The 22,009-nt window shown below is 74.2% G+C and carries 15 protein-coding genes; 9 read left to right on the top strand and 6 right to left on the bottom strand.

Going from position 1 to position 22,009, the window contains the following annotated elements:
• Positions 1 to 143: 143 nt before the first annotated feature.
• A complete protein-coding gene (locus tag GTY84_RS22130; protein WP_161228093.1) occupies positions 144 to 1,901 on the bottom strand; it encodes a hypothetical protein in 1,758 nt (585 codons plus the stop codon).
• A 530-nt stretch (positions 1,902 to 2,431) separates the two neighbouring features.
• Between GTY84_RS22130 and radA the strand changes: the two genes are divergently transcribed.
• Positions 2,432 to 3,841, top strand: coding sequence for a DNA repair protein RadA (gene radA, locus GTY84_RS22135; protein ID WP_161228065.1), 1,410 nt, complete (start codon positions 2,432 to 2,434; stop codon positions 3,839 to 3,841).
• An 82-nt stretch (positions 3,842 to 3,923) separates the two neighbouring features.
• Positions 3,924 to 5,048, top strand: coding sequence for a DNA integrity scanning diadenylate cyclase DisA (gene disA, locus GTY84_RS22140; protein WP_161228066.1), 1,125 nt, complete (start codon positions 3,924 to 3,926; stop codon positions 5,046 to 5,048).
• Between the two features lie 555 nt (positions 5,049 to 5,603).
• On the opposite strand, the gene GTY84_RS22145 is transcribed toward disA, so the two are convergent.
• Complete coding sequence (locus GTY84_RS22145; RefSeq protein ID WP_161228067.1) at positions 5,604 to 6,458, bottom strand: hypothetical protein; 855 nt, start codon at positions 6,456 to 6,458, stop codon at positions 5,604 to 5,606.
• Positions 6,459 to 6,773: 315 nt separating this feature from the next.
• Between GTY84_RS22145 and GTY84_RS22150 the strand changes: the two genes are divergently transcribed.
• The 5 genes from GTY84_RS22150 to cseC all read left to right on the top strand — a co-directional run bounded on the left by GTY84_RS22150 (position 6,774) and on the right by cseC (position 12,116).
• Entirely contained in the window at positions 6,774 to 7,730 is a 957-nt protein-coding gene (locus GTY84_RS22150) for an A/G-specific adenine glycosylase (protein ID WP_161228068.1), read from the top strand.
• 463 nt (positions 7,731 to 8,193) lie between these two features.
• Entirely contained in the window at positions 8,194 to 8,733 is a 540-nt protein-coding gene (locus GTY84_RS22155; protein ID WP_161228069.1) for a SigE family RNA polymerase sigma factor, read from the top strand.
• A complete protein-coding gene (locus GTY84_RS22160; RefSeq protein WP_202551579.1) occupies positions 8,721 to 9,398 on the top strand; it encodes a hypothetical protein in 678 nt (225 codons plus the stop codon). Before GTY84_RS22155 ends, GTY84_RS22160 begins: the two co-directional genes overlap by 13 nt.
• A 587-nt stretch (positions 9,399 to 9,985) precedes the next feature.
• Positions 9,986 to 10,687 (top strand): two-component system response regulator CseB, encoded by a 702-nt coding sequence (gene cseB, locus GTY84_RS22165; protein ID WP_161228070.1) that lies wholly within the window; start codon positions 9,986 to 9,988, stop codon positions 10,685 to 10,687.
• Between the two features lie 115 nt (positions 10,688 to 10,802).
• Complete coding sequence (gene cseC / locus GTY84_RS22170; protein WP_237532511.1) at positions 10,803 to 12,116, top strand: two-component system sensor histidine kinase CseC; 1,314 nt, start codon at positions 10,803 to 10,805, stop codon at positions 12,114 to 12,116.
• A gap of 403 nt (positions 12,117 to 12,519) precedes the next feature.
• On the opposite strand, the gene GTY84_RS22175 is transcribed toward cseC, so the two are convergent.
• Positions 12,520 to 14,220 carry an MDR family MFS transporter gene (locus GTY84_RS22175; protein WP_272919249.1) on the bottom strand — a complete coding sequence of 567 codons (1,701 nt, stop codon included), beginning with the start codon at positions 14,218 to 14,220 and terminating at the stop codon, positions 12,520 to 12,522.
• Between the two features lie 135 nt (positions 14,221 to 14,355).
• Between GTY84_RS22175 and GTY84_RS22180 the strand changes: the two genes are divergently transcribed.
• Entirely contained in the window at positions 14,356 to 14,955 is a 600-nt protein-coding gene (locus GTY84_RS22180) for a TetR/AcrR family transcriptional regulator (RefSeq protein ID WP_161228072.1), read from the top strand.
• A 109-nt stretch (positions 14,956 to 15,064) separates the two neighbouring features.
• On the opposite strand, the gene GTY84_RS22185 is transcribed toward GTY84_RS22180, so the two are convergent.
• Together GTY84_RS22185 and GTY84_RS22190 are read right to left on the bottom strand one after the other, a co-directional pair.
• A complete protein-coding gene (locus GTY84_RS22185; protein ID WP_161228073.1) occupies positions 15,065 to 15,736 on the bottom strand; it encodes a M23 family metallopeptidase in 672 nt (223 codons plus the stop codon).
• A gap of 2,095 nt (positions 15,737 to 17,831) precedes the next feature.
• Positions 17,832 to 20,360 (bottom strand): ATP-dependent Clp protease ATP-binding subunit, encoded by a 2,529-nt coding sequence (locus GTY84_RS22190; protein WP_161228074.1) that lies wholly within the window; start codon positions 20,358 to 20,360, stop codon positions 17,832 to 17,834.
• Positions 20,361 to 20,790: 430 nt separating this feature from the next.
• On the opposite strand from GTY84_RS22190, the gene GTY84_RS22200 reads away from it, so the two are divergent.
• Positions 20,791 to 21,438 carry an SCO3374 family protein gene (locus GTY84_RS22200; protein ID WP_237532515.1) on the top strand — a complete coding sequence of 216 codons (648 nt, stop codon included), beginning with the start codon at positions 20,791 to 20,793 and terminating at the stop codon, positions 21,436 to 21,438.
• 49 nt (positions 21,439 to 21,487) lie between these two features.
• Here GTY84_RS22200 and GTY84_RS22205 read toward each other — a convergent pair whose 3' ends face one another.
• Positions 21,488 to 21,823 (bottom strand): Lsr2 family protein, encoded by a 336-nt coding sequence (locus GTY84_RS22205; RefSeq protein WP_161228076.1) that lies wholly within the window; start codon positions 21,821 to 21,823, stop codon positions 21,488 to 21,490.
• Between the last annotated feature and the right edge of the window lie 186 nt (positions 21,824 to 22,009).

Raw genomic sequence — 22,009 nt, forward strand, 5'->3', positions numbered from 1 at the left:
CCCGGGCCAGGACCGGAGCCGAGCCACTGGCCCGCGACCAGGGCCAGGGAGCAGGGGGCCGGGAAACAGGGCCAGGCAGCAGGCAGGGCCAGGAAGGCGGAGGGGCCCGGGACCGGGACCGAGGGGCCTCCGCCCCGCGCGGTTCAGCCCCTCCGGCCCGCCGCCCCGCGCGCCTGCGCGCCCGCCGGGTCCGGGCCGTCGCCGCCCTCGCCGTCCGGGGGCGGCGGGGTGCTCTCCGGGCCGTCCGTCGGGGACGGCTCCGCGCTCGTCGGGCCGGGGTCCGGCGGGGTGGACGACGGCTCCGCGGTGGGCGTCGGCCCCGGCGGCGCGGACGCCGAGGGCGTGGGCCCCGGACCGGGCGCCGACGGACGCGGTGACGCCCCGGGCCGCCCCGGGCCCGGCGCCGGACGGCCCGGCCCCGGCACGCGGCCGTGCCCGTCGATGGAGACCACGGCGCCCGCGGGCGAGACGGCGACCTTGGCCCCCCAGTGCCCGGTGGGCTCGCGCAGATGGTCGACGTGCACCCGGACCGTCACCCGCCCGCCCGGCCGCAGGACGCCCGAGGAGCGGTTCGGGTAGAGCCAGGGGGCGGAGGTGGAGACCGACCAGCGCACCGGGGCCTCGCCGGACGCGGTCAGGGTGATGAGCGTGGTGTCGCCGTCGCTGCCCGCCGCGACCTCCAGCCGTCCGGTGCCCTTCTCCCCGGCGCCGCTGACGCTGACGACCGCCACCGAGACCCCGGCCGCGTCGCCCCCGCCCGGGCGTCCGCCGGGCCGGGTGGCGGTGGCGTCGGCGAGGCCGTGACCGCCCGCCGGGCCGCCGCCGTGCCCGTGGGGCTCGCCCGCCACGGCCGCGCGGCCGCCCTCGGCCTCCCCTACCGGGGTGCCCCGGTAGGCCGCCCACAGGGTCAGGACCGGGGCGGCGACCACGGTGGCGACGACGGTCGTGGTGACCGCCCGCGCGCGCAGCCGGTCCCGGCGGGCGGCGCGGTCCTTGGCGTCCATCGGGAAGCCGCGCCGGTCGAAGCGCGGAGCGGCGCCCCGCGCGCGCCGGAGGTGCGCCATCGCCAGGAGCAGCGCCGCGCGGGGCGCCGGGAGCACCGGCAGTTCGGCCGGGCTGACGCTGGTGCCGGGCCACCGGCCGGGGATGGCGCGCGCGGCGGCGCCGCGGCAGCGGGGGCAGTCGTCGACGTGCCGGACCAGCTCGCGGCGGAGGCCGGCGCAGAGCGCCGCCCGGTCCTCGCCGGTGAGGCGGGCGACACCGGGGCAGCCGCCGGTCTCGACGACGGCGAGGGCGGCGCGGGTGCGCTCGACCTCGCAGGCGGCGGAGGCCAGCAGCTCCCGGGTGGCGGCCGGGTCCCGGCCGAGGACGGCGGCGACCTCGTGGGCGGCGAGCCGGTGGCGCACGGCCAGTTCGAGGGCCTCGCGCTGCTCCGGGCCGATGCCGGCCGCCTCCGGCCAGGCCAGCCGGTCCAGTTCGCGACGGCGCCGGTCCCGCTCCTCGGCGGAGGGCGGCCGGGGCGCGGGCACGGCGGCGGGCCGCCCGGCGGAGCGGCGCTCGCGTCCGGGCCGGGCGGGCCCGTCGGCCGAGGGACCACGTCCCGGCGCGGGCGGACGGCGCAGGCACGCCCAGCGGGCCAGCGCGTACAGCCAGGCCCGGTGGTCGGCTACGGACTCCGGGACGCGGTGCCCCCGGCGCTCCACGAGGGCGAGGACGTCGCCCAGGGCGGCGGTGGCGTCGTCGTGGTCGCCCAGCACGGACAGGCAGTAGGTGAACAGGCCGTCCAGGTACGCCTCGTAGCGCGCGGGCGGTCGCTGCGCGAGGGTGCGTGCGGCGGTTCGGTCACGCGCTTCCCCGTGCGCCCGGTGTGCGCCGGTCGTGCTCTCCGGACTGCTCCTCATCACCCGGTGACCGTAGGGGTCCATGGGTGGCGTGAACTGGCGCATTCGACACTTTTAATTCGTACGGGTGAAACGATCCCTCATAAGGGGACGGGAGCCGTTTCCGACCTGGCCGTTTCGGCTCGCACAGTGGCCGGTTCCGATCGACCGCGGTGCCGGCGCGACGGGCCCCGGCGGCCGGACCGGGCACGGGGCGACGGGCGTACGCGGCCCGTCCGGCGCGGGGCGCACACGGCGCGACGGGACGGGACCGGGCGCACCCGGTCCCGGAGGGGCGCACGCGGGGAGCGCGGGCGGAGCCGGGCGGGACGGAGCGCGCGGCCGGGCCGTCGCGGGATGGAAGGCGACGGTCCCGACGGGAGCGCGTACTCCCACGGGAGCCGGTGCTTCCGACGGGAGCGCGTACTCCCACGGGAGCCGGTGCTCCGGACGCGGGGCCACCGGGGCGGGCGGACGGCGGCGCGGGCATCGCGGGGCGGCCGGACGGCCGCGCGGGCCGCGCTGTCGGCGGCGGCGGATACCGTTCGTGCATGGCTGCCCGTACCAAGACCACCAAGGACCGCCCGTCCTACCGCTGCACCGAGTGCGGCTGGCAGACGGCCAAGTGGCTCGGCCGCTGCCCCGAGTGCCAGACGTGGGGCACGGTGGAGGAGTACGGCTCGCCCGCGGTCCGCACTACGGCGCCGGGCCGCGTCACCACGTCCGCGCTGCCCATCGGCCAGGTGGACGGCCGCCGGGCCACCGCCCGCTCCACCGGCGTGCCCGAGCTGGACCGGGTGCTGGGCGGCGGCCTGGTGCCCGGCGCGGTGGTGCTCCTCGCGGGCGAGCCCGGCGTCGGCAAGTCCACCCTGCTGCTGGACGTGGCCGCCAAGTCCGCGAGCGAGGAGCACCGCACCCTCTACGTCACCGGCGAGGAGTCCGCGAGCCAGGTGCGGCTGCGCGCCGACCGGATCAAGGCCATCGACGACCACCTCTACCTGGCCGCCGAGACCGACCTCGCGGCGGTCCTCGCCCACCTGGACGAGGTGCGGCCGTCCCTGCTGATCATGGACTCGGTGCAGACCGTGGCCTCCCCCGAGATCGACGGCGCCCCCGGCGGCATGGCGCAGGTGCGGGAGGTGGCGGGCGCCCTGATCCGCGCCTCCAAGGAGCGCGGGATGTCCACCCTGCTGGTGGGCCACGTCACCAAGGACGGCGCCATCGCCGGGCCCCGCCTCCTGGAGCACCTCGTCGACGTGGTGCTGCACTTCGAGGGCGACCGGCACGCCCGGCTGCGCCTGGTCCGCGGCGTCAAGAACCGCTACGGCACCACCGACGAGGTCGGCTGCTTCGAGCTGCACGACGAAGGCATCACCGGCCTCGCCGACCCCAGCGGGCTCTTCCTCACCCGCCGGGCGGAGCCCGTCCCCGGCACCTGTCTCACCGTCACCCTGGAGGGGCGCCGCCCGCTGGTGGCCGAGGTGCAGGCGCTCACCGTCGACTCGCAGATCCCCTCCCCGCGCCGCACCACCTCCGGGCTGGAGACCTCCCGCGTCTCCATGATGCTGGCCGTCCTGGAGCAGCGCGGCCGCATCAGCGCCCTGGGCAAGCGGGACATCTACTCGGCGACGGTCGGCGGCGTGAAGCTCTCCGAACCGGCCGCCGACCTGGCCATCGCCCTCGCCCTCGCGTCGGCCGCCGGGGACATCCCGCTGCCCAAGAACCTGGTGGCGATCGGGGAGGTGGGCCTCGCCGGGGAGGTGCGGCGGGTCACCGGCGTGCAGCGCAGGCTCGCCGAGGCGCACCGGCTGGGCTTCACCCACGCCCTCGTCCCGGGCGACCCGGGCCGGGTCCCCGAGGGCATGAAGGTGCTGGAGGTCGCGGACGTCGGGGACGCCCTGCGGGTCCTTCCGCGTTCGCGTCGCCGGGAGGCCCCGCGGGAGGCGGAGGAGCGCCGGTAGACTTTGCCCTGGTCCCGCCCGTCCGTGCGAACCGAGTGCGCGGTACGGGAGCGCCAGAAGAACCTGCGACCGGAGGAGTGCAGTGGCAGCCAACGACCGGGCAGCAGCTCCCGGAAAGTCCGGTGGGAGTGCCGGTGCCGATGGCCTGATGCGCGCCTCGCTGAGCGCGGTGGCGCCCGGCATGCCCCTGCGGGACGGCCTGGAGCGGGTCCTGCGCGGCAACACCGGCGGTCTCATCGTGCTCGGCTCCGACCGGACCGTCGAGTCGATGTGCACCGGCGGCTTCGTGCTCGATGTGGAGTTCACCGCCACCCGGCTGCGCGAACTGTGCAAGCTGGACGGCGGCATCGTGCTCTCCTCGGACCTCTCGAAGATCCTGCGGGCGGGCGTGCAGCTCCTTCCCGACCCGACGATCCCCACCGAGGAGACCGGCACCCGGCACCGCACCGCGGACCGCGTCAGCAAGCAGGTCGGTTTCCCCGTGGTCTCCGTCTCCCAGTCCATGCGGCTCATCGCCCTGTACGTGGACGGCCAGCGCCGCGTCCTGGAGGACTCCGCGGCGATCCTGTCCCGCGCCAACCAGGCGCTGGCCACCCTGGAGCGCTACAAGCTCCGCCTCGACGAGGTCGCGGGCACCCTGTCCGCCCTGGAGATCGAGGACCTGGTCACCGTCCGGGACGTCTCGGCGGTCTCCCAGCGCCTGGAGATGGTGCGCCGCATCGCCACCGAGATCGCGGAGTACGTGGTGGAGCTGGGCACCGACGGGCGCCTGCTGGCGCTCCAGCTCGACGAGCTGATCGCCGGGGTGGAGCCCGAACGCGAGCTGGTGGTGCGGGACTACGTGCCCGAGCCCACCGCCAAGCGGTCCCGCACGGTCGACGAGGCGCTCGCCGAGCTGGACAAGCTCAGCCACGCCGAGCTGCTCGAACTGTCCACGGTGGCCCGCGCGCTGGGCTACACCGGCTCGCCCGAGACGCTGGACTCGGCGGTGTCGCCGCGCGGCTTCCGGCTGCTGGCCAAGGTGCCGCGGCTGCCGGGCGCGATCATCGACCGCCTGGTGGAGCACTTCGGCGGCCTGCAGAAGCTGCTCGCCGCCAGCGTGGACGACCTCCAGGCGGTGGACGGCGTCGGCGAGGCCCGCGCCCGCAGCGTCCGCGAGGGGCTGTCGCGCCTGGCGGAGTCGTCGATCCTGGAACGCTACGTCTGACCGGGTTCGGTCCGGTCCCGTCCCGGCCGGCTCCGGTCCGGCCGGGACTCTTCCGTTCGGTCCGGCCGGTTACCGTCCGTCCCGGCCGCCTGCCGTCGGTTCGGCCGGTTCCGGCCCGCCGCGGTCGGCGGTGGCGGCGTCGCGGCCGGCGGTGACGGCCGTCGCGGCCGGGTTGCGGGACCGCCGCGCCGTCCGGCGCGGCGCTCACACCCGGCCCGGCGGGTCCGCGCGGGCAGCGCCCGGGTGTTCCGGCCGACGGAGCCCTCGGTCGTCCTGCCGCGCCGGGGCCCGGCTCAAGGACCCGGCGCCGGGTGCCGGTCACTGCCCCGGAGACCGGGCGCGGCGCGCGCTCCAAGGGCCCGGCGCCCGTTCCGCGACGTGCGAGGGCCCGGCCGAACGGGCCTCCCCGGGCGCCACGTACCGCCTTGCCCGTCGCGTCCCCACGGCCTCGGTCACCCTGCGGGCGACCCGGTCCCGCGCGGGGCGCCGGGTCGCCGCGCCGGGCCGCCCGCGAGGGCGCCCGGCGGCCGCCTGGCGACCGCTCGTGACGCCGCCTCAGTCGCTCTTGAGCACGAAGGACGTCCGCACCTTCTCGAAACCGCCCGGCTTCGCCTCCACGAGGTAGGTGCCCGCCCCGGCCGAGCCCGCCGGAGGCGTCCCGCACTCGGGGGCGCTGGGCCGCCGGTCCCACTTCACGGTGTAGGTGATGCCGCTGCCCGCGGGGACCCGGTAGCGGCGACTCCCCCCGTCCTTCACGCAGTCGTCGGAGGCCCAGTAGGGGCCGTCGCCGCTCGCCTTGCCGATCGTCAGCACCGCGCCCTTGGGACCGAGGTCGACCTCGCAGTCGGCGCTGGAGGTGTTGCGCGCGGTCAGCTCGAACGCGGGGGTCTGGCCGGGGGCGTAGCTGTTGCGGACGCTGCGCAGGCTGAACCTGACCGAGCCGGGCGTGCAGCTCACCAGATCCGTACCGGCGGGCAGGGCGTCGCCCGCGCCGACGCCGGTCACCGCGCCGTTCCCGGAGCCCGCGCCCGCAGCGCCCGTACCGCCCGGGCTCGCGGAACCGGCGGTGCCGCCCGGCCCCGTACCGGGGCTCGCGCCCGAGCCGTCACCGGTGCCCTTGGAGCCCCCGCCCGAACCGGGTCCCGGGGTGCCCCCGCCCTCCGACTCGTCGCGCCCGCCCGGCGCCTGAGTGATCGCCGGGCCGGAGCCGGACGGCCCCGCGGTGATCGACGGGGCGGGACTCCTGCCGTTGGCGCCGTCCTCGCTGCCCTTGCCGTCGTCGCCGTCGCCGGCTACCACGACCCAGGTGAGCAGCAGGGCCAACAGGGCGACCAAGGACAGCAGTACGGCCCTCCGGCGCCAGTAGATGGAGGAGGGAAGCGGCCCGATCGGATTGCGCAGAGATCCCACGCCCAAACTGTACGAGAGTTCAGCGCGTTACCCCGTCGCACATGCCGTTCGGGGCGGCAACTTTTCCGGATCATCATTCCGGTGACGCCACCCCCCGCACCTTGATCGCGGAGTGTGATCATATTCCCCGCGCCCATACGGAACGTGACCACTCCGGGGCGGCCGGACGGTCCTCCCGGGCAGGCACCGGAGGGCGCCCGCACACCCTGTCGGCCCTCTCCCCGCCCGCTCCCGGGTGACCTCGCGGCCCAGTTCGTCGCGCCCGGGTCGCGGTGCGCCCGCGGGACGGCCGTCCCGTGGCAGGATCGGAGGGTCATGACTGCGCCCACGAAGCCCTCGCCCGACAACCCCGCCGCCCCCGCTCCCGGCTCCGACCGCGGCGCCGGGCACACCCCGTCCGGCACCGCGCTGCACTCCCCCGTCATCGGCTGGTTCGACGAGCACGCCCGCGACCTTCCGTGGCGGCGCCCGGAGGCCGGGGCGTGGGGCGTGATGGTCAGCGAGTTCATGCTCCAGCAGACTCCGGTGAACCGGGTCCTGCCCGTCTACGAGCAGTGGCTGGTCCGCTGGCCGCGCCCCGCCGACCTCGCCGCCGAGGCCCCCGGGGAGGCCGTCCGCGCCTGGGGCCGCCTCGGCTATCCGCGCCGCGCCCTGCGGCTGCACGGCGCCGCGGCGGCCATAACGGAACGGCACGGCGGCGACGTGCCGTCGGACCACGCCCAGCTCCTCGCGCTGCCCGGCATCGGCGAGTACACCGCCGCCGCGGTCGCGTCCTTCGCCCACGGCCGGCGGCACGCCGTCCTGGACACCAACGTGCGCCGGGTCTTCGCCCGCGCCGTCACCGGTGTGCGGTACCCGCCGAACGCCACCACCGCCGCCGAGCGGCGGCTGGCCCGTGCGCTGCTGCCCGAGGAGGAGGCCACCGCCGCCCGCTGGGCCGCCGCCTCCATGGAACTGGGCGCCCTGGTGTGCACCGCGCGCAACGAGGCGTGCCACCGCTGCCCGATCGCCGCGCAGTGCGCCTGGCGACTGGCGGGCAAGCCCGAGCACGAGGGACCGCCGCGCCGGGGCCAGACCTACGCGGGCACCGACCGGCAGGTGCGCGGCAGACTGCTCGCGGTGCTGCGCGAGGCGCACACCCCGGTGCCGCAGTCGGCCCTCGACCGCGTCTGGCACGAGCCGGTGCAGCGGGCCCGCGCCCTGGACGGCCTCGTCTCCGACGGCCTGGTGGAGCCCCTGGCGGACGGCCGCTACCGGCTGCCGCTGAGCTGACCCGGGGGCCGGCCGCGCGGCGCACCCGGCCGGGCCCGGGGGCGCGACGCCGTGCCCGCCACCCCGGATGAGCGCGGTGGCGGGCGCTCCGGTGAGCGCCGTGCCCACCACCGCCTCCACCGGCACCCGGCCCGCGCGGGGCCCCGCTGCACCGTCCGCCGCGGGCCGTAGCGCGACCGCACCTCGACCGCGTCGTGCGGGACCCGGCTCCGGGACAGGCATTCCAGAAACGGGACACATCATCCCGAAGATGGACGAAGCATCCGGCCGCCTTGCCCCGTTCCGCCCTCCGTTACACAACCGACGTACAGCCGATTGGTGGCCGAAGGCTCTCCCGCACAGCGCCGTGACACCGCTTCCCTACCTTCGTGTCGTGGTCGTCGAGCACGACGACCGGAACGACGGACAGGGCACCCCGGCGACGACCACGCCGGGGTGAACGGGGAACACGGAGGCGGTCCACATGGCGCAGGGCGAGGTGCTTGAGTTCGAGGAGTACGTCCGCACGCGGCAGGAGGCGCTGCTGCGCAGCGCCCGCCGCCTGGTCCCGGACCCGGTCGACGCCCAGGACCTGCTCCAGACCGCGCTGGCCCGCACCTACGGCCGCTGGGAGACCATCGAGGACAAGCGGCTGGCGGACGCCTACCTGCGCCGGGTCATGATCAACACTCGGACCGAGTGGTGGCGGGCGCGGAAGCTGGAGGAGGTGCCGACCGAGCAGCTCCCCGAGTCCTGCGTCGACGACGCCGCCGAGCAGCACGCGGACCGCGCCCTGCTGATGGACGTCCTGAAGGTGCTCGCCCCGAAGCAACGCAGTGTCGTCGTGCTGCGACACTGGGAGCAGATGTCAACAGAGGAGACGGCCGCCGCACTCGGCATGTCGGCCGGAACGGTCAAGAGCACGCTGCACCGGGCGCTCGCCCGGCTCCGCGAGGAGCTGGTCGCCCGCGACCTGGACGCACGCGCGCTGGAGCGTGAGGAGCAGGAGCGTTGCGCGGCCTGACCGTCGGCCGAAAGCCCGCGAGGGCGGCCCGGGGCACCCCACCGGCGACGAACGCGGCGTTGGCCGTGTTCGTCGCCCTCGGCGTCTCCCTCTCCGCCTGCTCCGCGGGCGGGACCGGCGCCCGGGACGAGGGGCCGGCCCACGCGGACCCGGTGGACGGCGTCCTCGCCTCCGTCTCCCCGGTGCCCTCACCGGTTCCCAGGGTCCCCGGACGGGTGGACGCGGTGCGGCTGATCAAGGACGACCCCGCGGTCTCCGAGGAGGTCAAGCACGAGCTGAAGCCCTGCGTCGCCGACGAGTACCCGATCGACGTCTCCTACGGCCGGCTGACCTCCGGCGCCGCCGCCGACGACGTCGTCGTCAACGTCCTGACCTGCGGGGACGCGGTGGGCATGGGCAGCTATGTGTACCGGGAGAAGGACGGCGCGTACGAGAACGTGTTCGTGGCCGAGGAGCCGCCGGTCTACGCGGAGATCGACCGGGGGGACCTGGTGGTGACGAAACAGGTCTACGACGACGGCGACCCGGTGTCGAACCCGTCCGGCGAGAACGTGATCACCTACCGGTGGTCGTCGGGCGGGTTCAGCGAGACGTTCCGCACGCACAACGACTACAGCAAGGCGGCCGGCGCCGGGGCGATGCCCTCGGCGGCGCCGTCGGGCTGACGGAGGGGGCCGATGCACGGCGGACGCCCGGGGGCGGGCCGGGGGCCCGGGGCCTGGCCGGAGGCGGGGCAGGGCCCGGGGCCTGGCCGGGGTCCGGCCGGGGTCCGGCGGAAAGCCCGGCGGCGGGTGCCCGTCGGCGGGCGTGCCGCGGCCGGGGTCGGGGCCGTGCCGCTGCGGGGCGGACGGGACGCGACGGCCGGGTGTCCCGTGCCTGGCCCGCGGCCCGCGTCCCGTGCCGGGCCGGGCGCCGGTGCCGTCGGCCTCCGGGAAATACGTGGGCGCCCCGGCGTCCGGCGGGCGGCCCGTGCCGGATCCGCGCGGGCCGGCGGGCCTGGCCGGCACGCGTCTCCGGGCCGGGCCGGGACGGCCTCCGGGCCGGACCGGCACAGGCCGGAATCCCCGGGCCCGGAGTTCCCCGGTCCGTGCGTGAACCGTTCGGGCGGGCCGGACCGATGATGGGGTGGAGGCGGCAGGACCCCCGGTGACACCGCGTCCGCCGGCCCCGGGCAGACTCACCGGACACCGGGCGCGGGAGGCGCGGGGGACACCGAGGACCACGAGCAACACCGAGGACAGAGAGCAGCGGGATGGCAGACCAGACCCACGTCCTGTTCGTCGAGGACGACGACGTCATCCGCGAGGCCACCCAGCTCGCCCTGGAGCGGGTCGGCTTCGCGGTCACCGCGATGCCCGACGGCCTGTCGGGCCTGGAGGCGTTCCGGGCCCACCGCCCGGACATCGCCCTGCTGGACGTGATGGTGCCCGGTCTCGACGGCGTCAGCCTGTGCCGGAGGATCCGCGACGAGTCCACCGTTCCGGTGATCATGCTGTCGGCGCGGGCCGACTCCATCGACGTCGTCCTCGGCCTGGAGGCCGGCGCCGACGACTACGTCACCAAGCCGTTCGACGGCGCCGTCCTGGTCGCCCGCATCCGCGCCGTGCTGCGCCGCTTCGGCCACGCGGGCGGCGACCGGGCGGCCCCGGACGGCGCGGCGGACGAGGGAGGGACGCTCACCTTCGGCGAGCTGGAGATCGACACCGAGGGCATGGAGGTGCGCCGGGCCGGTCGCCCGGTGGCGCTGACCCCCACCGAGATGCGGCTGCTGCTGGAGTTCTCCTCCGCCCCGGGCACCGTGCTCTCGCGCGACAAGCTGCTGGAGCGGGTGTGGGAGTACGGCTGGGGCGGTGACACCCGGGTGGTGGACGTCCATGTCCAGCGGCTGCGCACCAAGATCGGCCAGGACCGCATCGAGACGGTGCGCGGCTTCGGTTACAAGTTGAAGGCCTGAGCGGGGCGGGGGCGGGGACATGCGGGGGTTCTTCCGGCATCGCGCGGCCGTCCGGCCGGGGCGCTTCACCGGGCTCGCGGGTGGCAGGGGCGCGGCCCCGGGGTGGCGCGGCGGCATGCGCACGGGGCTCCGGTGGAAGCTCAGCGCGGCCATCGCCCTGGTCGGCGCGCTGGTCGCCGTCACCCTGAGCCTGGTCGTGCACAACGCGGCCCGGGTCCTGATGCTGGACAACGCGCGTGATCTCGCCGACGACCGGGTGCTGGTCGCCCAGCGGAACTACGAGCTGTCGGGCCGGCTGAACTTCCCCAACACCAAGATCGACGATCCCGACCTCCCGACGGAGCTGCGCCGCCGGGTCGCGGAAGGACGGCGGGCCACCTACGTCACCGAGCGGGCCGACGGGGTGACGGACATCTGGGCCGCCGTGCCGCTCAAGGACGGGCACGTGATGTCCCTGCACTCCGGCTTCACCGACCGCAACGCCGACATCCTGAAGGACCTCGACCGGGCCCTGGTCATCGGTTCCATCGCGGTCGTCCTGGGGGGCAGCGCGCTGGGCGTGCTCACCGGCGGGCAGCTCTCCCGGCGGCTGCGCAAGGCCGCCGCCGCGGCCAACCGGGTCGCCAACGGCGAACCGCACGTCCGGGTGCGGGACGCCATCGGCGGAGTGGTGCGGGACGAGACGGACGACCTGGCCAGCGCCGTCGACGCGATGGCGGACGTGCTGCAGCAGCGGCTGGAGGCCGAGCGCCGGGTCACCGCGGACATCGCGCACGAGCTGCGCACCCCGGTGACGGGGCTGCTGACCGCCGCCGAGCTGCTGCCGCCGGGGCGGCCCACGGAGCTGGTCCTCGACCGGGCCAAGGCCATGCGCACCCTGGTCGAGGACGTGCTGGAGGTGGCCCGGCTGGACGGCGCCTCGGAGCGGGCCGAACTGCAGGACATCATGCTGGGCGACTTCGTGGCCCGGAGGGTGGCGGCCAAGGACCCGGACATCACCGTGCGCGTGGTGCACGAGTCGGAGGTCACCACCGATCCGCGCCGTCTGGAGCGGGTGCTGTTCAATCTGCTCGCCAACGCCGCGCGGCACGGCAGACCGCCCGTCGAGGTGAGCGTCGAGGGGCGGGTGATCCGGGTCCGCGACCACGGCCCCGGCTTCCCCGAGGCCCTGCTCGCCGACGGACCGAGCCGCTTCCGCACCGGCAGCGCGGACCGGGCCGGACACGGGCACGGGCTCGGGCTGACCATCGCGGCGGGGCAGGCCCGCGTCCTGGGCGCCCGCCTCACCTTCCGCAACATACGACCGGTCGGCGCCGTCCCCGAGGCTCCCGCGGAGGGCGCGGTGGCCGTGCTCTGGCTCCCCGAGCACGCGCCCACCAACACGGGCAGCTATCCGACCCTGCCGGAACCGTCCCACACGGCCCGCTGACCACCCGCCCGATCCACTGACCGGCCCTCCCGGGCGCCGACCCGGGAGCATTCGCGGGCACTGGCCGGCATCCAGGGCCCGGAGCATGTGCCCGAGAGACGGGCGACCGACGGCCAGCGGCGGGCGACCAAGAGACGGACGGCCGACGGCCGAGAGGCGGGCGACCGAAAGGCGGGCGACCGAAAGGCGGGCGACCGAGAGGCGGGCGGCCGAGAGGCGGGCGACCCGGCAAACGGGGCAGGGCAGTCCCCGGCAGACGTTCCCGGCGGTCACCCTGCGGGGAACGATTCCCCACGGGCACGCACCTCAGGGGCCCTGTGTCCGCCCTGCGCCCACCCCAGCGGGGCGGACACAAGGAGGGGCCCCGGCCGCATCCGCGCGACCGGGGCCCCTCCGGACCGGGTCAGACCCCCTTGGCCGCCGGAGCCCGCTCCGCCGGGTCACCGGCACCGGTGTCCGCGCCGGGCGCGGGGTCACCGGCACCGGGCGTGGCGTCGGAGGAGTCCGGGGCCGCATCCGGGGCGGTGCCGTCCGAGGGGCCCGCGGGGGCGGCCGGCGCCGGGCCGGCCCCCTTGAGCGGAACCTCCTTGACGAAGACCGCCGCGACCAGCGCGAGCACCGCCACCACGGCACCGAGCAGGAACGCCGCGTGCGTCCCCTCGGACACCGCGTGCTGGTACGCCTCGCGCAGGGCTACCGGCAGCTTGGCCAGGCTGCTCGCGTCGAGCTGCGCCGACTTCGCCGTCACGTCCGAGCCCAGGCCGCCCGCCCGCTCGGCCATGGAGTCCTGGACCTTGTTGTTGAACAGGGCGCCCATGATCGCGACACCGAAGGAGGAGCCGAGCGTGCGGAAGAGGGTCGTGGACGAGGACGCGACGCCCATGTCCTTCATCTCCACGCTGTTCTGCGCCACCAGCATGGTGATCTGCATCAGACAGCCCATGCCGAGACCGACCACGGCCATGTAGAGGCCGGAGGTGAACCGGGTGGTGCCCGTGTCCATCAGCGACAGCAGGAGGAGTCCGCCGGTCATCAGCACGCTGCCGACCACGGGGAAGATCTTGTAGCGGCCGGTGCTGGTGGTGACCCGCCCGGCGACCATCGACGTGACGAGCATCGCGCCCAGCATCGGCAGGAGCAGCAGCCCGGAGTTGGTCGCGGACGCACCCTGCACCGACTGCTGGTACAGCGGCAGGAAGAGGGTGGCGCCGAACATCACGAAGCCCACGATGAAGCCGATCAGGGACATCAGCGTGAAGTTGCGGCTGCGGAAGATGTGCAGCGGCACGATCGGCTCGGCGGCCCTGGTCTGCCAGAACACGAAGCCGACCAGCGCGGCGACGCCGATCGCGATCAGCTCCATGATCCGCGCGGAGCTCCAGGCGTACTCGGTCCCGCCCCAGGTGGTGACCAGCACGATGGCGGTGATGCCGACGGTCAGCAGCGCGGCGCCGAGATAGTCGATCCGCGCCTGGCTGCGCTTCTTCGGCAGGTGCAGCACGGCGGTCACGGCGACCAGCGCCACCGCGCCGAGCGGCAGGTTGATGTAGAAGGCCCAGCGCCAGCCCCAGTGGTCGGTGATGGTGCCGCCGACCAGCGGGCCGCCGATCATCGCCAGCGCCATGACGCCGGCCATCATGCCCTGGTACTTGCCCCGCTCCCGGGGCGGTATGAGGTCACCGATGATCGCCATGACGCCGACCATCAGACCGCCCGCGCCGAGGCCCTGGATCGCGCGGAAGCCGATGAGCTGGCCCATGTCCTGGGCCATGCCGCTGAGCGCCGAACCGATCAGGAAGATCACGATGGACGACAGGAACGAGCCCTTGCGCCCGTACATGTCGCCGATCTTGCCCCACAGCGGGGTGGAGGCCGCGGTGGCGAGTGTGTAGGCGGTGACCACCCAGGACAGGTGTGCCAGTCCGCCCAGCTCACCGACGATCGTCGGCATCGCGGTGCCGATGATCATGTTGTCGAGCATCGCGAGCATCATCGCGATCATCAGCGCGAGCAGGACCACCCGCACGTTCTTCGGTTGTTCTCCCCGGACCTCGTCGGCCCCGCCGGCCCCTTCGGCGGGGCCGCCCCTCGGTGTTCCGGCCATGACGTTCCACTCCCCCAGCTACCGCTACTTACTTGCCGCCCGGCAAGTTGACTAGACTCGGGAAAGGTAGACGCGTACTAGCCGGGCGTCAAGTAAGTTTTTGGAAAGTGCGCGGGTCGGAAGGCGGCGTGGGAGATGGACGGCACGATGGACGGCACCAGGCAGCAGCGGCGCCGCGGGAACACCCGGCAGCGCATCCAGGACGTGGCCCTCGGACTCTTCGCCGAGCAGGGATACGAGAAGACCTCGCTCCGCGAGATCGCGGAGAGCCTCGACGTCACCAAGGCGGCGCTGTACTACCACTTCAAGACCAAGGAGGAGATCCTCGTCAGCGTCTTCGCGGACCGCACCCGGCCCATCGAGGAGCTGATCGAGTGGGGCCGGGGACAGCCGCCCACCCTGGAGACCAAGCGGGAGATCATCCGCCGCTACGGCGAGGCGCTGGCGAACGCGGCCCCGCTGTTCCGCTTCATGCAGGAGAACCAGGCGGCGATCCGGGAACTGCGGATCGGCGAGATGTTCAAGGACCGCATGATGGGCCTGCGGAACATCCTGATCGACCCGGAGGCGGAGCTGGTGGACCAGGTCCGCTGCGTGAGCGCGCTGTTCACCCTGCACGCCGGGATGTTCGTGCTCCAGGACCTGGAGAAGGACCCTGGCAGACGGCACGAGGCCGTCATGGAGGTCGCCACCGACCTGATCACCCAGGCCCACCGGGGCACCCGGGACCCCTGAGGACCACCCCGCGGCGTTCCGGAACACGCGAAACGGCCGGGCCGGGACCCCGTGGAGGGGTCCCGGCCCGGCCGTAGTCGCCGGTCTCATCCGGCCGGTTCGGCCCGGATCAGACCGTCACGCCCTGGGCGCGCAGGAAGGTGACCGGGTTGACCGCCGAGCCGTAGTTCGGGGTCGTGCGGATCTCGAAGTGCAGGTGCGGACCGCTGGAGTTGCCGGTGTTGCCGGACTGCGCGATGTGCTGGCCGGTCTTGACGACCTGGCCGATCTTCACGTCGACACGGGACAGGTGGGCGTACTGGGAGTACGTGCCGTTGCCGTGCTTGATGACGATGGCGTTGCCGTAGGCGGGGCCGTCACCGGCGCCGTTGCCACCGGCCTTGACGACGGTGCCGCCGTGGGCGGCGACGACGTTGGTGCCGACCGGCACGGCGAAGTCCTGGCCGCTGTGCTTGGCCGCCCACATGCCGCCGTTCTGGGCGAAGCTGGCGGTCAGCGTGTAGCCCTTGACCGGGTCCACCCAGGACGCGGCGGCCTTCTTGACGTCGGCCGCCTTGACGGCCTTGGTGGTCTTGGCCGTCTGCGCGGCCTTCGCCTGGGCCGCCGCCTGCGCCTGGACGGCGCTCGCGACGGTCGAGGTGTTGGTGGCCGCCGTGCTGCTGGAGGCGGCCGCGACCCCGGCACCCAGGACGACCGAGGCTCCCAGGCCGACGGACATGACGGCGGCGCGGGTGCGGAGGGTGGTCGTGCGGGGCTTACGGGTCGTGACACGCGAGAACATTCGAAACCTCATGGGGTCGGGTGCAGAGGAACGCCCTCCGGCGACACGTGGTCGGTCACCGGGCGGGCTCCACCTTGGTAACCCGACCGACCCAAACCGCACAATGATGTGACCTACGACGACATCTAGTACTTCAACCCGATACTTCCCGAGTCGCGACAGAGTGCCCAATCGGGACAAAAGCAGCTCAGCGGCCCGGGAATCTCCCCCTCCCGTGGGGCGATATAGACCTTTTCACCCCACTTGCGGCGCCCACTATTCCATCTAGTACGCCCCGAATGCCCTGTGCGGCACGTCACCGGAGACCTTGATCCACACACCCCCGGATGTGGTCCGGGCCACCCTCCGACGACCGAACCCGCGCTCCGCACAAGGCCGTTCGACAGGGCCGGAACATGGCCCAGGTCACAGGATCCGGGGGTCCGCGGGCCCTCCGGCGGGCCGATCCGCGCCGGCGGGCCCTTCATGGCGTCTCCAGCGGCGGGTGCGGGGCCGCCCCGCGCGGGACACGGAGCGACGCGCGGGCCCGCAGGACACCGGTCGGCCCGGCGAGCCCCCCGCGCGGGGGAGAGGCGCCCGCGCCCACACGCCCACACGCCAGCCGTACGGCCCCACGCCCCACGCGGCCTCCCGCCCGCACCCAACGGAACCGGACCACCGGGAACAGCCGCCGCCACCTGGCGTGCCACCCGCGCCACGCGCACCCCGCCACCCCGGCCCCGTCCCGCCCGCAGGCCCTCCGCCCCAGACAACGGCCACTCCCCCGCAGCCCCGTGGCTACGCGGCCCCATGGCCCCGCGGCCCGCCCGGAGAACGCCCGTGGACAGAACGGCGCCGCAGCCCCGCCCGGCGACACCGATGCCCGTGGACAACGGCGTCCCGTCCCGCCCGCAGACCGCCGCTCGCGGACAACGAGCACCCCCCTTCAGCCCCGCGACCCTGCGGCCCCGCAGCCCCGCGGCCCGCCGGGAGAGCGCCCGTGAACAAGCGCGCCGCAGCCCCGCCCGGGCCGCCCGTCGACGCCCCTCCCGCAGCCCGGCCGTGCGAAGGCCCCGTGGACGGCCCTGCGGGACGACGGCCACGTCCAGAGCCGCGGCCCCGCAAGGCGACCACCGGCGAGGACCACCCCGCGCACCCTGCCGATCGCGCCGGGCCGCACCGGGCCGGAACGCGCCGGGCCGGAACGCGCCGACCGACTGCCCGCCAAGGGGCCGCACCGCGTGCCCGTGACCGGATCCTGCCGCACGGGGCGACATCCTGCCGGACCCCTCGGCACAGGCCGCGATGGAGGCCGGGGAGGGCGCGCTGCGGGCCAGGCGGGGACTCGGGCCACTCTCGGCGCACCTCACCGGGCCGACCCTCGCGGGCGTGCCCGCGGTGTCCGGCCCGGGCGGGCCGGACTGCCTCAGGAGACGGTCAAGCGGCGTCCCGCATCCCCCTTCCCGGGACGCCCCCTGACCGATTCCCCGTCTCCCGGGGCCACCCTGGACACCCTGCCCCGGGGCCCGGCACCACCAGGGCCACCGGGGCCACCGGCCCGCACGGGCTGTCGCACGCGGGCCTCCGGGTCACCGGGGTACCGGGTCACCGGGTCACCGGGTCACCGGAGCCACCGGCTGTAACACGGAAGCGCCCCGCGTCCACTCAGGCTCTCCCCTGGTGTCCCGCTGACCGCCGGGGACCGGACCGGAGGTCACCCACCCGGGTCCCCACTGATGGCCGGGGCCCAGACGGAGATCACCCGGCTCCCCCACTGACCGCCGGGACCGGACGGAGATCACCCGGGTCTCCTGGCCGACCGGTCGGCCAGCCGCTGTTCGCGACGCCCTCCCGGGGCTGCCTCGGCCCATGCCGGGCCCCGTCCCGCACGGCATCGGGTTCCTGTCGCCGGCCGCCGCCGGAGGAGGGTGGAGGACTCACCCTCCGTCCCTCCTCCCGGGGGGCGGAGGGTCGTCCCGCACGGCTCGCCGCCCGGTCCGGACCGCGCCGCCGCCCCCTCCCCGGGGCCCGGTGCACGTCCCCGGGCCCTGGCATGCGGAAGGGGCTGCCCGGGACCGAAGTCCCGGGCAGCCCCTTCACCGGCTCACCCGGAGGGCTACGCCTCCTTGCTCAGGTTCGGACCGGCGCCGCCGGCCGCCTGCTCGATCGGCGGGGCGTCGGGCAGCGCCGACTTCTCCTCGCCGCGGAAGGTGAAGGTCTTGGCGTCGCCCTCGCCCTCCGTGTCCACGACCACGATGTGGCCGGGGCGCAGCTCGCCGAAGAGGATCTTCTCCGAGAGCGTGTCCTCGACCTCGCGCTGGATGGTCCGCCGCAGCGGACGCGCGCCCAGCACCGGGTCGTAGCCCTTCTTGGACAGCAGCTCCTTGGCGGACTGGGAGAGCTCGATGCCCATGTCCCGGTCCTTGAGGCGCTCGTCCACCTTGGCGATCATCAGGTCGACGATCGCCAGGATGTCGTCCTGGGTGAGCTGCGGGAAGACGACCACGTCGTCGACGCGGTTGAGGAACTCGGGGCGGAAGTGCTGCTTCAGCTCGTCCGACACCTTGTTCTTCATGCGCTCGTAGTTGGTCTTCGTGTCGCCCGCGGCGGCGAAGCCCAGGTTGAAGCCCTTGGAGATGTCCCGGGTGCCGAGGTTGGTCGTCATGATGATGACCGTGTTCTTGAAGTCCACGACCCGGCCCTGGGAGTCGGTCAGGCGACCGTCCTCCAGGATCTGCAGCAGCGAGTTGAAGATGTCCGGGTGGGCCTTCTCGACCTCGTCGAAGAGGACGACCGAGAACGGCTTGCGGCGGACCTTCTCCGTGAGCTGGCCGCCCTCCTCGTAGCCCACGTAGCCGGGGGGCGAACCGAAGAGGCGCGAGACCGTGTGCTTCTCGCTGAACTCCGACATGTCGAGGGAGATCAGCGCGTCCTCGTCGCCGAACAGGAACTCCGCGAGGGCCTTGGACAGCTCGGTCTTACCGACACCGGACGGACCGGCGAAGATGAACGAGCCACCGGGGCGCTTCGGGTCCTTCAGACCGGCCCGCGTACGGCGGATCGCCTTGGACAGCGCCTTGACGGCGTCGATCTGGCCGATGACGCGCTTGTGGAGCTCCTCCTCCATGCGCAGCAGGCGCGAGGACTCCTCCTCGGTCAGCTTGAAGACCGGGATGCCCGTGGCCGTGGCGAGGACCTCGGCGATCAGCTCGCCGTCGACCTCGGCGACGACGTCCATGTCGCCGGCCTTCCACTCCTTCTCCCGCTTGGCCTTGGCGGCGAGGAGCTGCTTCTCCTTGTCGCGCAGCGAGGCGGCCTTCTCGAAGTCCTGCGAGTCGATCGCGGACTCCTTGTCCCGGCGGACACCGGCGATCTTCTCGTCGAACTCGCGCAGGTCCGGCGGGGCGGTCATCCGGCGGATGCGCATCCGGGAACCGGCCTCGTCGATCAGGTCGATCGCCTTGTCCGGCAGGAAGCGGTCCGAGATGTAGCGGTCGGCCAGGGTGGCGGCCTGGACCAGGGCCTCGTCCGTGATGGAGACGCGGTGGTGCGCCTCGTAGCGGTCGCGCAGGCCCTTGAGGATCTCGATGGTGTGCGGCAGCGACGGCTCCGCGACCTGGATCGGCTGGAAGCGGCGCTCCAGGGCCGCGTCCTTCTCCAGGTGCTTGCGGTACTCGTCGAGCGTGGTGGCGCCGATGGTCTGCAGCTCACCGCGGGCCAGCATCGGCTTCAGGATGGAGGCCGCGTCGATGGCGCCCTCGGCGGCACCCGCACCGACCAGCGTGTGCAGCTCGTCGATGAACAGGATGATGTCGCCGCGGGTGCGGATCTCCTTGAGGACCTTCTTCAGCCGCTCCTCGAAGTCACCGCGGTAGCGGGAGCCGGCGACCAGCGCGCCGAGGTCCAGGGTGTAGAGGTGCTTGTCCTTGAGGGTCTCGGGCACCTCGCCCTTGACGATGGCCTGCGCGAGGCCCTCGACGACGGCGGTCTTGCCGACGCCGGGCTCACCGATCAGGACCGGGTTGTTCTTGGTCCGGCGGGAGAGCACCTGCATGACCCGCTCGATCTCCTTCTCGCGCCCGATGACCGGGTCGAGCTTGGACTCACGAGCGGCCTGGGTGAGGTTCCGGCCGAACTGGTCGAGCACCAGGGAGGTGGAGGGCGTGCCTTCGGCGGGGCCGCCGGCGGTGGCGGTCTCCTTGCCCTGCTGGTAACCGGAGAGCAGCTGGATGACCTGCTGGCGCACCCGGTTGAGGTCGGCGCCCAGCTTCACCAGGACCTGGGCGGCGACGCCCTCGCCCTCGCGGATCAGGCCGAGCAGGATGTGCTCGGTGCCGATGTAGTTGTGTCCCAGCTGAAGCGCCTCGCGGAGCGACAGCTCCAGCACCTTCTTGGCACGGGGAGTGAAGGGAATGTGACCCGACGGGGCCTGCTGGCCCTGCCCGATGATCTCCTCCACCTGCTGGCGGACCGCCTCGAGCGAAATCCCGAGGCTCTCAAGGGCCTTGGCGGCGACACCCTCACCCTCGTGGATCAGGCCCAGGAGGATGTGCTCGGTGCCGATGTAGTTGTGGTTGAGCATCCGGGCTTCTTCCTGAGCCAGGACGACAACCCGCCGCGCGCGGTCGGTGAACCTCTCGAACATCGTTAATCGCTCCTCAGAGCGGTCAGGCAGTAAGGGGAACTTCCCCTCCCTGTCCTTCCGCAGCTTAGTCCCGCAAGCGGGGACCGCTCATTCCAACTGCCGACACCGTCGATGGCCTCCTGACCCCTGACGCCGACATCTGCCACAACCCGATGGTGCGAGACGATGTTCCCGCAGGCCAGGCACTTACCCCACTCGCCAGTACGCCGATGGCGAACGCGAGACGGCCCATTCTGCGTGTCGCCCCCTCCCACTAGGGATGTCTTACCCGCCGATGCCGAGACTCCATGCGGCGCACCCCCGTTTCCTCCGCTACGGGCGAACACCGCCGTACGGCTCCGCACCCCCGCATGCCCCCGCTTCCCGTACGCTCCGCGATTGCTTCGACACTCAGCGTAACCCGGGGGACCCGATGACGGTTGCAGTGGACATGATTGGCGTCCCGCCCCACGCCGCCGCGCCCGCGCTGCCGCTCCCCCGCCGACCCGCCGCCATGGAGGGCCCGTGGGAGGGGGCCCGGTGGTGGTACGAGAACGTGCTCGGCTGGCCGGTACTGCCGGGGGCCCCGCTCCGGCTGAGGACGGGTGTCCGCTTCGACGTGCTGGAGGTGCCCGCCGGGGCCGGGCGCGCGGCCCTGCGGAGGCTGGGCGCGGGGACGTCCGCGGGAGCCGGTGAGGCCGGTGGCATGAAAGGCGGGGATACGGGACCGGGCTTTCCCGTGGCCGTCCGGGGCGGGCGCATGCTGCTGCTGGTGGCCGCGGGCGGGGCGGAGGAACTGCCGGGGCTGCTGGAGTGGCTGGAATGGGGTCCGGTCACCCTGGATCTGACGGCGTCGGGCGCCGGAGGGTGCGTGGAGGCACCGCTGCCGCCCTCGCCGGCCGGCTCCCCCGTGGGCCGCGGCGGTTCGCAGGGGGCCGCCGTATGGCTGCGGCCCCCCGTGCCGGGTCGCGAGGCCGAATGCCCGCTTCCGGCGCTGTCGGCCGTGGCGGGCCCGTCGCGCGCCCCCGATCTCGCACGACTCGTCCACACCCTGGCGACGCAGGTCCACCGGACGCGCCTGTCCCGGGCCGCGCGGTAGCGCGCGGGGACGGCGTCCACGGGCGCGCGGCCCGCGGCCGGACCGGTGATCAGCCGTTGGCCTTCTCGTACTCCTCGCGGATCGCCTGGGGAACGCGGCCGCGGTCGTTGACCTCCAGGCCCCGCTCCTTCGCCCAGGCGCGGATCGCCGCGGTGTCCTGGCTGCCGCCGGACGCCGCGCGTGCCTTGCCCCGACCGCCGGAAGCACGGCCACCGGTGCGGCGTCCGCCCTTCACATAGGGGTCGAGAAGGCCGCGGAGCTTGTCCGCATTGGCGGTGGTGAGATCGATCTCGTATGTCTTGCCGTCCAGCGCGAACGTCACGGTCTCGTCTGCCTCGCCACCGTCGAGGTCGTCGACAAGAAGGACCTGAACCTTCTGTGCCACCGGATTTCCTTTCATCGATAACGTGAGGGTCGGAGGTCCGCCGGCGTCCGCCGTATCGCCGCCCCTTGTTATATGCAGTACAGCAGTACGCCGGAAAGCAAACCGCTTTTGCCCGGAAAACACAAACCCCCGGCCGGGACTCGTGGTCCCGGCCGGAGCACTCCGGAGCCGGAAAGTTGCGCGTTT

Source organism: Streptomyces sp. SID8352 (assembly GCF_009862265.1).
GTDB lineage: Bacteria > Actinomycetota > Actinomycetes > Streptomycetales > Streptomycetaceae > Streptomyces.